14 protein-coding genes are annotated in these 12469 nt (G+C 60.8%); 12 read left to right on the top strand and 2 right to left on the bottom strand.

Features of this window, described 5'->3' with window-relative positions:
* Positions 1-10 precede the first annotated feature (10 nt).
* Genes frr through lpxB form a run of 12 tightly spaced genes read left to right on the top strand, consistent with a single transcriptional unit; the run spans position 11 to position 11974 of the window.
* Positions 11-568, top strand: a complete 558-nt coding sequence (gene frr, locus B3H86_RS09230) for a ribosome recycling factor (protein WP_292053186.1) — start codon at positions 11-13, stop codon at positions 566-568.
* 38 nt (positions 569-606) lie between these two features.
* The gene (gene uppS, locus B3H86_RS09225) at positions 607-1365 is read left to right on the top strand and encodes a polyprenyl diphosphate synthase (RefSeq protein ID WP_292053185.1); all 759 of its coding nucleotides are present in this window, start codon (positions 607-609) and stop codon (positions 1363-1365) included.
* Positions 1365-2183 (top strand): phosphatidate cytidylyltransferase, encoded by an 819-nt coding sequence (locus B3H86_RS09220; RefSeq protein WP_292053184.1) that lies wholly within the window; start codon positions 1365-1367, stop codon positions 2181-2183. The genes uppS and B3H86_RS09220 overlap by 1 nt, the downstream gene beginning before the upstream one ends.
* Entirely contained in the window at positions 2180-3376 is a 1197-nt protein-coding gene (gene dxr, locus B3H86_RS09215; protein WP_292053183.1) for a 1-deoxy-D-xylulose-5-phosphate reductoisomerase, read from the top strand. Before B3H86_RS09220 ends, dxr begins: the two co-directional genes overlap by 4 nt.
* 27 nt (positions 3377-3403) lie before the next feature.
* A complete protein-coding gene (locus B3H86_RS09210; RefSeq protein ID WP_292053182.1) occupies positions 3404-4621 on the top strand; it encodes a M50 family metallopeptidase in 1218 nt (405 codons plus the stop codon).
* 41 nt (positions 4622-4662) lie between these two features.
* On the top strand, positions 4663-7068 hold the full coding sequence (gene bamA, locus B3H86_RS09205) for an outer membrane protein assembly factor BamA (protein WP_409450219.1): 2406 nt from the start codon (positions 4663-4665) through the stop codon (positions 7066-7068).
* Between the two features lie 35 nt (positions 7069-7103).
* Complete coding sequence (locus tag B3H86_RS09200; protein ID WP_292053180.1) at positions 7104-7691, top strand: OmpH family outer membrane protein; 588 nt, start codon at positions 7104-7106, stop codon at positions 7689-7691.
* Between the two features lie 9 nt (positions 7692-7700).
* Positions 7701-8720, top strand: coding sequence for a UDP-3-O-(3-hydroxymyristoyl)glucosamine N-acyltransferase (gene lpxD / locus B3H86_RS09195; protein ID WP_292053178.1), 1020 nt, complete (start codon positions 7701-7703; stop codon positions 8718-8720).
* Entirely contained in the window at positions 8717-9181 is a 465-nt protein-coding gene (fabZ, locus tag B3H86_RS09190; RefSeq protein WP_292053175.1) for a 3-hydroxyacyl-ACP dehydratase FabZ, read from the top strand. Before lpxD ends, fabZ begins: the two co-directional genes overlap by 4 nt.
* Positions 9178-9969, top strand: coding sequence for an acyl-ACP--UDP-N-acetylglucosamine O-acyltransferase (gene lpxA, locus B3H86_RS09185; protein ID WP_292053174.1), 792 nt, complete (start codon positions 9178-9180; stop codon positions 9967-9969). Before fabZ ends, lpxA begins: the two co-directional genes overlap by 4 nt.
* Positions 9966-10808, top strand: coding sequence for a UDP-2,3-diacylglucosamine diphosphatase (gene lpxI / locus B3H86_RS09180; protein ID WP_292053173.1), 843 nt, complete (start codon positions 9966-9968; stop codon positions 10806-10808). The genes lpxA and lpxI overlap by 4 nt, the downstream gene beginning before the upstream one ends.
* Positions 10805-11974 carry a lipid-A-disaccharide synthase gene (lpxB, locus tag B3H86_RS09175; RefSeq protein ID WP_292053172.1) on the top strand — a complete coding sequence of 390 codons (1170 nt, stop codon included), beginning with the start codon at positions 10805-10807 and terminating at the stop codon, positions 11972-11974. The genes lpxI and lpxB overlap by 4 nt, the downstream gene beginning before the upstream one ends.
* Before the next feature lie 4 nt (positions 11975-11978).
* Here lpxB and B3H86_RS09170 read toward each other — a convergent pair whose 3' ends face one another.
* Positions 11979-12143 carry a hypothetical protein gene (locus tag B3H86_RS09170; RefSeq protein ID WP_292053170.1) on the bottom strand — a complete coding sequence of 55 codons (165 nt, stop codon included), beginning with the start codon at positions 12141-12143 and terminating at the stop codon, positions 11979-11981.
* 114 nt (positions 12144-12257) lie between these two features.
* Positions 12258-12469, bottom strand: a 212-nt coding sequence (locus tag B3H86_RS09165; RefSeq protein ID WP_292053167.1) for a citrate/2-methylcitrate synthase, incomplete at its 5' end; no start/stop codon positions are given.

Genomic DNA, 12469 nt, shown 5'->3' with positions numbered 1-12469 from the left:
ATCTATCCTCATGGCGAAACCTGATCTCAAAGTTTACCGCGACCGCATGGACAAGTCGGTCAACGCGCTGAAGGACGACTATGCTGGTCTGCGCACCGGCCGCGCCAACTCGGGCCTGCTCGATCCGGTACAGGTCGAGGCCTATGGCTCGCTGTCGCCGCTGAATGCCGTGGCTGCCGTTTCCGTGCCGGAACCGCGCATGATCTCGGTCAGCGTCTGGGACAAGGGCATGGTCGTTTCGGTCGAGAAGGCCATCCGCGCTGCCGGTCTGGGTCTGAACCCGGTCGTTGACGGCCAGACCCTGCGTATCCCGATCCCGCCGCTGACCGAAGAGCGCCGCAAGGAGCTGGTGAAGCTGGCCGGCAAATACGCCGAAGACAAGAAGATCGCCGTCCGCAACGTGCGCCGTGATGCCAATGACGAGCTGAAGAAAGCCGAGAAGGCTGGTGAAATCAGCCAGGACGATCAAAAGAAGATGGAAGCCGAGGTGCAGAAGGACACCGACGCCGCTGTGAAGCGTATCGACGAGATCTTTAAGGCTAAAGAAATCGAGATCATGCAGGTCTAAGGCCGATTTCAGCCTTAGAAGCCAAGGACCATAGCTTGATGTCGGCCTCTACCGCCAATGCCAAGCCACTTCACGTGGCCATTATCATGGACGGCAACGGACGGTGGGCCGAGCGCAGGGGTGTGCCTCGCGCGCTGGGGCACCGTGAAGGTGTCCAGGCGCTGCGCCGCACCATCAAGTCGGCTCCGGACTTTGGCATCAAATGCCTGACCGTCTTCGGTTTCTCGACCGAAAACTGGAGCCGTCCTGCTGATGAAGTTGCGGATTTGATGGGTCTTATCCGCACCTTCATCGGATCGGATCTGAAGAAGCTTCATAACGCGGGCGTTCGCGTCCGTGTCCTGGGCCGCCGTAAGGGTGTGCCTTCCGACATCGTCAAGCTGATCGAACAGGCCGAAGCCACGACAGCAGGAAATGACAAATTCCTGCTTCAGGTGGCCTTCAACTATGGTGGACGTGCCGATCTGGTAGACGCGGCCCAGGCGCTTGTTGACCACGCGGCCCAAAAGGGGGCCTTCACCATCGATGAAGAGATGTTCGGAGGCCAGCTTTCGACCTCGGGCTCCGATCCGGTCGATCTGATCATCCGCACCTCCGGCGAGCAGCGGCTTTCGAACTTCCTGCTGTGGGAATGTGCCTATGCCGAACTGGTGTTCCAGCCTGTGCTTTGGCCAGACTATGGCCCTGAGGCCCTGAAAGCCGCTATTGAAGAGTTTTCCCGCCGTGAACGGAGATTCGGCGGTCGTGAGGTTCTAGAGGGTCCCGTGTCGCCTTCCGCCGAAAGAGCGGTCATCTGATGGCCCTCAAACCCAAAGATATCGCCATTCGCGCCGCTTCGGCTGGCATTCTCGCACCCGCCGCCGTCCTGGCGATCTGGGGTGGTGGCATCTGGTTCTCCGCGTTGGTCGTGGTGGCCGGTTGCATGCTGTCGCTTGAATGGGCGCGCATGAGCGAGCCACGCGACTGGCGCACGGTTGGAATCGCCGTGGCCGGTGGCGTCGTTGCGCCCTTGTTCGCGGCCCATATCGGCCTGATGTCGCTGGCTTTTGTGCTGCTGGTGTTTGGCGCGGCCGTGGCGGGGCTGATTTCGCACCGCCGGGGCGGTGAGGGGCTGGATGGGGCCTATGGCGTCCTTTATCTCGGCTGGCCCTGCATCCTGTTGATCTGGCTGCGCGATCTGAACGCTGCGCAAGGTCTTTACTGGACGGTTCTGGTCTTTGCTGTCGCATGGGCCGCAGACATTCTGGCCTATCTGGTTGGCAGTGCCATCGGAGGGCCCAAGCTGTGGCCGCGCTTTTCGCCCAACAAAACCTGGTCGGGCTTTATCGGCGGCCTGCTGGCCGGTTCGCTTACGGGCGCCATCATGGCCGCATGGCTGGACATGGGGGCACTGACCGCAGTCTGGGGCGGTGTGCTGGGCCTTGCGGCGGCACTGGCGACTATGGGCGGTGACCTATGGGAATCGGCGCTCAAACGCCGCTTCGGGGTCAAGGACGCCGGCAATCTCATCCCGGGCCACGGTGGCCTGCTGGACCGCGTGGATGGTCTGATGTTTGCCGTCGTGGTAGTGGCTATCGGTCGCTTGATCGTGCTGACCATCGGAGGCCACGGGTGATTAGCCGTACCGTCAGCGTACTGGGGTCAACCGGATCGGTTGGCACGTCGACACTCGACCTGATGGCGGCGGCCGAGGAAAACGGCAGCGGCAGGTTTCAGGTCGAGGTTCTGACGGGCGGGTCCAATGTGGCCCTGCTGGCGGAACAGTGCCGGCGCTGGAAACCCCGGCTGGCGGTCATCGCCAATGAGGCGAAACGTGCCGATCTGGCTGACGCCCTGTCTGGAACCGGCATCGAAGTCGGGGCAGGGGGCGAGGCCATCGTCGAGGCGGCCAGCCGTCCGGTCGATTGGGTCATGGCCTCTATCGTCGGTGCTGCTGGCCTACGTTCGGCATGGGCTGCGGCGGGTACGGGCAACACGCTGGCGCTTGCCAACAAAGAGAGCCTTGTATGCTGCGGTCCGGCATTGATCGAACGGGTCAGGTCGGCGGGCGGTCGCATCATTCCTGTCGATTCCGAACATTCGGCTATTTTCCAGGTCTTTCCCCAAGGTGCGCCCGAGCAGGTATCCAAACTGGTTCTGACGGCTTCAGGCGGGCCTTTCCGGCGTACTCCGCTGGAGAGCATGCGCGGCATCACGCCCGAGCAAGCCGTCGCGCATCCAAACTGGTCAATGGGTGCCAAGATTTCGGTCGACAGCGCCTCTATGGCGAACAAGGGCCTCGAATTGATCGAAGCGGCCTATCTGTTCGACATGCCCCAATCGAAGATCGATGTGGTGGTGCATCCCGAGTCCATTATCCACAGCCTTGTGGAGTATGTGGATGGTTCGACGCTGGCCCAGATGGGGCCGCCGGACATGAAGACGCCGATTGCCTGCGCGCTGGCGTGGCCGACACGCATGCCCTGGCCTGCGCCCAAACTGGATCTGGCATCTATGGGACGCCTGACGTTCGAGGCCCCCGATCTGGAACGTTTTCCGGCTCTTGGTTTGGCCCGGCAATCGCTGGAAAGCGGCGGTGTCGCCCCCATCGTCTTCAACGCCGCCAACGAGGTGGCAGCCTTCGCCTTCCTTGACCGGCGGTTGGCATTTCTAAATATTGCCGCAGTCATAGCCGAAACCCTTGAAAAGGCGACAGGAGACGGACTGGTGATGGGCAGCGGAAATGCGGCAGAGGCCGCGTTGGCAGTCGATCGACAGGCCCGACACATCGCCAAGGGCGTCGTCATGGCGCTTGATAAAGCGGCCTGATCGCCGCGATTTGAGACTGGAGACCGGATGATCGGCTTTTTGGGCCAATTGCTGACCTATGTGGTGCCGTTCCTGCTGGTCCTGACCGTCGTGGTCACGATCCACGAGCTGGGTCACTTCCTGACGGCCCGCGCTTTTGGCGTGAAGATCGATCGTTTCGCTATCGGTTTCGGACGCGCCATCTTCCAGCGTACCGACAAACATGGCGTGGAGTGGCGCATCGGCTGGCTGCCCTTGGGCGGCTATGTGAAATTCGCCGGTGATCTGGACGAAACGGGTGTTCCCGACCGCGCAGGTCTGGATGAGTTGCGCCAGCGTATTGTCGCTGCCGAAGGGCAGGGTGCAGAGCGCGACTATATGTATTTCAAACCCATCTGGCAGCGCGCCTTGATCGTCGCCGGTGGTCCTTTCGCCAACTTCGTGCTGGCGATTTTCATCTTTACCCTGCTGTTTTCGATTGTCGGCGTGCCTCTTCGTCCTGCGCGTGTGATGGACGTTTCCGAAGGTTCGCCCGCCGCCGCTGCCGGTTTCCAGCAGGGCGACCTGATCACCCATGTGAATGGCCGTGCTATCGAGGACAGCACCGAAGTCATTCGTATCGTAGCCCTTTCCAGTGACACGCCGGTGAACTTCACCGTCGAGCGCAATCAGGAAGTGGTGGCTATCGTCGCGACGCCGGTCCGCTCTGTTGTCGATGATCCGATCGGTGGCCGCGTCTCGATGGGCCGCATTGGCCTGGGTCTGGGCTCGAACCGGGATGAAGTCCGCCATGTCCGATATTCGCCGGTCGCGGCAATCGGCAAGGGGGCCGAGGAAATCCGCGATATATTGGGGACGACACTCAAATATATCGGCCGCATTTTCGCGGGACGCGAGAATGGAGATCAGTTTAGCGGGCCTCTGGGCATTGCCCGTGCTTCCGGCGCTCTTACAAATGCCGCTGTATCGGTAACGCCCGATCCTGTTGCGGCTACGCTAAACCTGTTGCTGACGCTGACACAGTTTGCCGCCATACTTTCGGTCGGAATCGGCTTTTTAAATCTTTTGCCGATTCCCGTTCTGGATGGGGGACATCTGATGTTCTATGCCTATGAAGCTATTGCTAGACGCCCCTTGGACGCCCGTATTCAGGCTGCCGGTTACAGAGTTGGACTTGCCATGTTGGCCTGTTTGATGTTGTTCGCCACTTGGAACGACCTGCAGAAGCTGAACCTTTTTAAATTCCTTGGCGGGCTCGTCGCGTGAGTCGAGACCTGCCCCTAAGGACATCCCGAATGATCGACCTGATGAACCGAACCTCTTTCCGCGCGCGCATTCTGGGTCCGAGTGGTATCGCCCTTGTGGTCGCCGCCGGCCTTGCTACGCCGTCGCTGGCTCAGGAAGCCGCTCCCGCACCGGCACAGGACGCTGCTGCACAGACGCCGCAAGTCGTCGTGGCCGAGCCCGAGCGTGCCCAAGTGAACCGTATTCTGGTTCGCGGTAACCAGCGTATCGATCAGACGACAGTTCTGTCCTATCTGCCGATCCAGCCGGGCGACATGGTCGATCCGGTGGCCTTCGACGTTGCAGTCCGTACCCTGTATCGCACCAACCTGTTCGCCAACGTCCAGATGGGTCTTCAGCCCAACGGCGATCTGGTCATCGAGGTCGTGGAAAACCCGATCATCAACCAGGTGACGTTCGAGGGTAACAAGGCCCTCACCGAAAAGAAGCTTCGTGACGAAGTCTCTATCAATCCGCGCGGCATCTATACCCGCGCCCGCGTTCAGGAAGACGTCGGCAAGATCGTCGAGCTTTACCGTCTGGCAGGTCGTATCTCGGCAACCGTGACCCCGCGCCTGGTCCAGCTTGAGCAGAACCGTGTGGACGTCGTTTTCGAAATCGACGAAGGCCCTGAAAGTGGCATCTCGGGCATCACCTTCCTGGGCAACCGGGCCTTCTCGGACAGCGAGCTGCGCGAAGTGATGGTGACCCAGACCTCGCGTTGGTGGCGTCTGTTCTCCTCGAACGACAACTACGACCCGAACCGTCTGGACTATGACCGCGAGCAGCTGCGTAAATTCTACACGAACCGTGGCTATTACGACTTCGCCATCCGCTCGTCTGTGGCCGAGCTGAAGCCGGACAACAGCGCCTTTGCCGTCACCATTACCGTAGACGAGGGTGACAAATACACCTTCGGCGAGGTGAAGGTCGTGACCGAGAGCGAGCGTCTGAACGCAGACTTCCTCACCAGCCTTTTGCCGATCCGATCGGGTGATCTGTACCAGAGCGACCGTATCGAGTCGGCTGTTGATGCCCTGACCTTCGCTGCCGGTTCGGCTGGTTACGCCTTCGTGGACATCCGTCCGTCGTACCGCGCCAATCCTGAAACGGACAAGGTCGATGTGACCTTCAACGTCAGCGAGGGCGAGCGCGTCTATGTCCAGCGGATCAATGTGGTTGGCAACACCCGCACGCTGGATTCGGTTATCCGCCGTGAGTTGATGCTGGGTGAGGGCGATGCCTTCAACCGCAACCTCATTGAGCGTTCGCGTAACAACCTGCGCGCCCTTGGCTTCTTCAAGGACGTGAAGATCGAGGAGACCCGCGGTTCGGCCCCTGACCGCACGATCGTCAACGTCACCGTTGAGGAGCAGCCCACTGGTGAGCTTTCCGTGGGTGCCGGCTTCAGCTCCTTCGACAGCTTCACCCTGAACCTGGGCATCACCGAGCGTAACTTCCGCGGTCGTGGCCAGAACATCGTGGCGCGTGCCGAATGGGGTTCGATCCGCCAGAACATCGACTTCCGCTTCACCGAGCCCAAATTCCTGGGCCGCGATGTGGCCGCCGGTTTCGACCTGTTCCACACCCGTCTGGATCTGAGCGAATACTCTTCGTACGACTATCGCTCCACGGGTGCGGGTCTGCGTCTGACCTATCCGCTGAACAACTACACCCGCCTCAGCCTGCGTTACTTCATCAAGGACGATGAGGTGATGGTACCGAACAACTACTGTTCACAGGCGGGCTTCGGTTCGACCGCCCTGTGTGACCAGATCGGTGCCTATCTGAACTCGTCGGCGGGCTACACACTGTTTGTTGACCGCCGTAACGATCCGTTGCGCGCTACGCGTGGCTGGACCGCAGCCCTACGTCAGGACTTTGCCGGTATCGGCGGCGATGTGAACTATCTGAAGACCGAGATCGACGGTGCCTATTACTATGGCATCCGTCCGAACTGGATCGTCAGTGTCCAAGGCTCGGTCGGCTATATCACCGGTTGGAGCGGGGATTCGATCCGCATCAATGACCGCTTCTTCAAGGGCGGTCAGAGTTTCCGTGGCTTCGAGACGGCCGGTATGGGCCCACGTGACCTGACCACGACCGACGCCCTTGGCGGTAATTTCTACGCGATCGGTACTATCGAACTGACGGTTCCGAACGGTTTGCCCGAACAGTACGGCATCAAGACCAGCCTGTTTGCCGACGTCGGCACCCTGGGCCAGTTGGACGATCGTTACCTGGTTAACGCGCAAGGCCTGCGCAACGACAAGATCGTTGATGAACTGGCTCTGCGTGCCGCCGCTGGCGTCAGCATCCACTGGCGTTCGCCGATGGGTCCGATCCGCTTCGATCTGTCCAAGGTTCTTTCCAAGGAAGACTACGACAAGACCGAGACCTTCCGTTTCTCGACTTCAACCCAGTTCTAAACCGCGGCATCCGTCCCGCACTAAGGCTTACTACTATGAAGATGCTTTCTATCGGTGCATTTGCTCTGGCCACGCTGACTGCTTCGGCTGCTGCTGCACAACAAACCCCGACCAACCCGGGTCCGGTTCTGCCGGGCGTCTGCTCGTTCTCGGGCGAGCGCGTGCTGGCCACCTCGGCTGCTGGTCAAGCGCTGCAAGCCCGCATGGTTCAGCTGTACCAAGAAGTCCAGGGTGAGCTGCAGCCGTACGTCACCTCGATTGAATCGGAAGCCCAACAGCTGCAGCAATCGGCTGCCTCGCTGTCGGAAGCTGATCGCAACAGCCGCGTCCAAGCGCTGCAAACCCGTGACCGCGAACTGCAACAACTGCAGCAAACCCGCGCCAACGAACTGCGCTATACTCAGTCGGTTCAAGCCCAGACCATCGACAACGCAGCCCGTCCGATCGTAATTGCTGTTTATCAAGAGCGTGGCTGCGGCGTCCTGCTGTCGGCTGATGCTGTTGCCTACATCAACCCGGCTATGGACATCACCGATACCGTCATCCAACGCCTGAACGGCCAGCTGCCGACGCTGTCGTTCAGCCGCATGCCGGTTCCGGTTCAAGCCCAAGCCCAGAACTAACTGAGGGCCATGCCCGACTCGACTTTCTTCACGACCATGCCCCCCCGCACGGTCTCCGCCATCGCCGCCGAACTCGGCGCGGAGGTGATCCGGGGTGGAGAGGTCATCGTTTCGGCGGTCGCGCCCCTGTCCGGTAAGGACGGGGGCGCTATCGCTTTTATGGGCGATCGCAAATTCCTGGACGCGCTTAAGACCACAAGCGCGGCCTGCGTGATCGTTCATCCATCAATGGTCGAACACGCGCCGGAAACGGCGGCTGTCATCGCATCGCGTCAGCCGCAGGCCGACTGGGCGCGCACATCCATGATGCTGCATGCGCCGCGCCGTCTTGAGCGTTCGATCCCTGTGTCCGAGGCCGCCGAGGATGACAGCGTCGTCGTCGAGCCCGGCGTGGTGATCGGCGAGGGGGCCCGCATCGGTCGCGGATCACACATCGGTGCTAACACCGTCATCGGTCCGGGTGTACAGATCGGTCGTGACTGTGCCATCGGCTCCAACGCCAGCCTCTACTTCTGCCTGTTGGGGGACAGGGTGAAGTTGTATTCCGGCGTCCGTATCGGTGAAGCCGGCTTTGGCGCGGTTGTATCGCGTGATGGCCCGCTGGATATCCCGCAGCTTGGCCGTGTGATCATCCAGGACAATGTGACCATCGGCGCCAACTCGTGTGTCGATCGCGGTGCGTTTGACGACACGGTCATCGGTGAGAACACCAAGATCGATAATCTGGTGATGATCGGCCATAACTGCATTATTGGCCGTAACAACCTGATGGCTGCCAACACCGGCATTTCCGGTTCCGTCACCACGGGCGACCACGTCATTTTCGGCGGCAAGGCCGGTATCGGTGACCACATCAATATCGGCGAAGGCGCGCGTGTCGCGGCCGGTGCCGGTGTATTGGCCGATGTCCCGGCAGGTGAAACCTGGTCGGGCTATCCGGCCCGTCCGCTGCGGCAGTTTCTGCGTGAAACCGTCTGGCTCTCAAAACAAGTGGCCCAACGCAAGGGCACGAAGGAACCCCAAGCATGAGCGAACAAATCAACATCGATTATGCCGAGGTGATGCGCCGTCTGCCGCATCGTTACCCGTTCCTGCTCGTGGACAAGGCCGAAAACTTTGTTCCGGCGACCTCGATCACCGGCATCAAGAACGTCACTCACAATGAACCGTTCTTCCCGGGGCATTTCCCGATCGATCCGGTCATGCCGGGTGTTCTGATCGTTGAAGCTATGGCCCAGACGGGTGCCTTGCTGATGTCCAAGACGCTGGACGTTCCGGTCGAGGACAAGGTTATCATGTTCATGTCCATCGATGGCGTGCGCTTCCGCAAACCCGCCCGTCCGGGCGACCAGCTGCGCATGGAAGTGAAGGTGCTCAAAGCCCGCGGGGACGCCTATAAGTTCCGTGGCGAGACCTTCATCGACGGCAAGCTCGCCGCCGAGGCCGAATTCATGGCTATGGTCGTCAAGGTCGAGGAACCGGCCAAGTGAGCAATATCCACCCGACTGCAGTTGTCGATTCCAGCGCCTCAATCGCTGACAGCGCGATTGTCGGCCCGTGGAGCGTGGTCGGACCGAACGTTACCCTTGCTGACGGCGTCGTGCTGAAATCGCATGTCGTCGTCCAGCAGGACACGTCCATCGGTGCCAACACGGTTGTGCACCCGTTCGCACTGGTCGGTGGCGATCCGCAGCACCTTGGCTACAAGGGCGAGCCGGTCCGTCTGGAGATCGGCGAAAACAACATAATCCGCGAACACGCTACCCTGAACCGCGGAACGCCGCAGGGTTCGGGCGTGACGAAGCTGGGCAACAACTGTCTTCTGATGACGGGAGCCCACATCGGCCATGACTGCGTGGTCGAGGACAATGTCACTATGGCCAACAACGCGACCTTGGGTGGTCACGCCCGTATCGGTGCGCGCACCTTCCTTGGCGGCCTGTGTGCGGTTCACCAGAACGCGCGTGTGGGGCAGGGTGCGATTGTCGGCGGTCTGGCGGCTGTCACCCGTGACGTGATCCCTTATGGGTCGGCATGGGGCAACCATGCCCGCCTGCGCGGCCTGAACATCATCGGTCTGAAGCGCAAGGGCTATGGCAAGGATGACCTTCGCCGCCTTCTTGCCTTCTACCGCGACCTGTTCGAGGGCGAGGGTGCCTTCTCCGAGCGTCTGGAGGCTGTGGCTGGCACCTATGGCGACCTGCCGGAGATCGTAGAGATCCTCGACTTCATCCGTGACGGGGCCAAGCGACCGCTGTGCCTGCCAAACGCGGAATGAAAAAGCTTGGACTGATTGCCGGAGGCGGCGACTTACCCGCCTCCGTCGCATCACGCTGCGATGAAGAAGGCAGGCCGGTCTATGTGGTGCGGCTGGATGGTTTCGCCGACGACAGCGTTTCGCGCTGGCCCGGTGAGACAATTGGGATGGCCCAGATCGGCACCATTCTAAAGACCCTGCGTCGGGAGAACTGTGAGGCTGTCTGCCTTGCAGGATATGTAAATCGTCCTGATTTCAAAACCTTGCGGCCGGATTTTAAAGGCGCGACTCTGCTGCCGGGCATCATTGCCGCCGCTACCAAGGGCGATGACGCCCTGTTGCGCAAAATTCTGGGGATCTTTGAAGGGGAAGGTTTCTCGGTCGAAGGTGCAGACGACATCCTCGGAAGCCACATGCTGGCGCAGGGGGCTCTGGGGGCGATATCGCCCACTCCCGAGCAGATGAACGACATCAATAAAGCTGTATATGTCGCCGAAAAATCTGGCGAACTTGATATCGGCCAAGGTGCCGTTGTCGTTGACGGCCTAGTTCTGGCCGTCGAGGCTCAAGAAGGTACCGACCAGATGCTCCTCAGGGTCGCGGCCTTGCCGCAGGACCTGCGGGGCCATCAGGATGGCCGCAAGGGTGTGCTGGCAAAGGCTCCCAAGCCCATCCAGGATATCCGCGTCGATATGCCGGTGATTGGTCCGCGGACTGTGGAACTGGCTGCCGCCGCCGGCCTGGCCGGTATTGCCGGTTACGAGGGACAACTGATCGTCATGGACATCAGCGCGACCCGTGAAGCGGCCGACCGTCTGGGACTGTTTGTCTGGGGCCTGCAAAAATCGGGTGCAGCATGAGCGTAAAGACAAAGATCATGCTCATTGCCGCCGAGGCTTCTGGCGACGGGCTTGGTGCCGGTCTGGCGGCCTCGCTGAAAGATCGTGTGGGCGCTTCACTCGAACTGTCGGGCGTCGGCGGGCCCCGTATGGCGGCAGAGGGTATCGTCAGCCCCTTCGACATTGCCGAATTGTCCATTCTGGGATGGATCGAAGGGATCAAGGCCTACGGTCGGGTGAAAAAGCGGATCGACGAAACCGTCGCATTCGTTTTGCGTGAAAAACCGGATGCTGTGGTCCTGATCGATTCATGGGGCTTCACGATCCGGGTCGCAAAGGCCATCCGGCAGGTCGCCCCCGATATCGCCCTGATCAAATACGTCGGGCCACAGGTTTGGGCCTCGCGTCCAAAGCGGGCGAAAACCCTGGCCGGGGCGGTCGATCATCTGCTGGCGCTCTATACGATCGACGCGCCGTGGTTCGAGCGTGAGGGCCTGCCCACAACGGTTGTCGGTTCATCGGCTCTGCACATCGATATGAGCGGCGCAGACGGGGGCAAATTCCGCGCGCGGCGCGGCATTCCGGCCGAGGCTCCTCTGCTGCTCGTGCTGCCGGGTAGCCGACCGAGCGAGATCGAGCGAATGACCGGCGTCTATGAAGAGACGGTCAAGCGCGCAAAGGCTGCAATCCCTGATCTTCAGATTGCCGTTATTGCCGCCGGTACGGTCGTCGAGGATGTTGCGGGCCGTGTTGCGGCATGGCCTTTCCGTGCGCATCTGGTGCAGGAAGACGAAAAATACGATGCGATGAAGGCCGCAGATGTCGCTTTGGCGACCAGCGGTACGGTGTCCAGCGAAATCGCTTTGGCGGGCACCCCTATGGTCATCGCATACCGGATCGACAACCTGTCCTATATGCTGATGAAGCGGCTGGTGACGGCCAAATACATCACCATGCTCAATCTGGCTGCCGACCGTGAAATCGCGCCGGAGTTCATCCAGCACGATGCCACACCCAAAAACCTTTCCAGGGCCGTCATAGAGCGGCTGAAGAACAAGGCTATGGCCTCCGCCCAGTCTATGGCCCAGACCGAGGCCCTGGATCGTCTGGGCCGGGGCGGTCCAAGACCGTCGGATGTGGCTGCTGATGCGGTTCTGTCCGTATTGCGGGACCGCAAACGGATTTAAGCGCCTATTTGGTCATCCAGGGGCGAGATTTGCCCGCTGCGATACGTTTGTTCTGCTCACGTTGAAAGGCTCCGCCACGCGGGGCCTTTTCTCGTTGTGCCAGGGCTTCCTGCTTCAGGCGGAAAGCGCGCTGGATCGGGGTCTCGGTGGGGGTGTTCTCGTTCGTCATCGTGTGCCTCTAGCACAGGCGAGCGCTAAGCCCGCAAAAGAAAACGCCGGAGCCAATAGGCTCCGGCGTTTGTCTGGACATCACCAAGGACGAACCCCGGCGATAAGTCCGGTATTAGCCGCGCTTGTCGATCGAGACGTAGTCGCGTTGCGTCGGGCCGGTGTACAGCTGACGCGGANNCGGACGGCCGATCTTCTGGCCCGGATCTTCGATCATTTCCTGCCATTGCGAGATCCAGCCGACGGTACGGGCCAGAGCGAACAGCACGGTGAACATGGTGGTCGGGAAGCCCATCGCCGACAGGGTGATGCCCGAGTAGAAGTCCA

The sequence above is a fragment of the Brevundimonas sp. UBA5866 genome (genome assembly GCF_002432125.1).
Classification (GTDB): domain Bacteria; phylum Pseudomonadota; class Alphaproteobacteria; order Caulobacterales; family Caulobacteraceae; genus Brevundimonas.
Note: the sequence above shows the minus strand (reverse complement) of the source record. Positions and strands in the feature narration are given on the sequence as shown.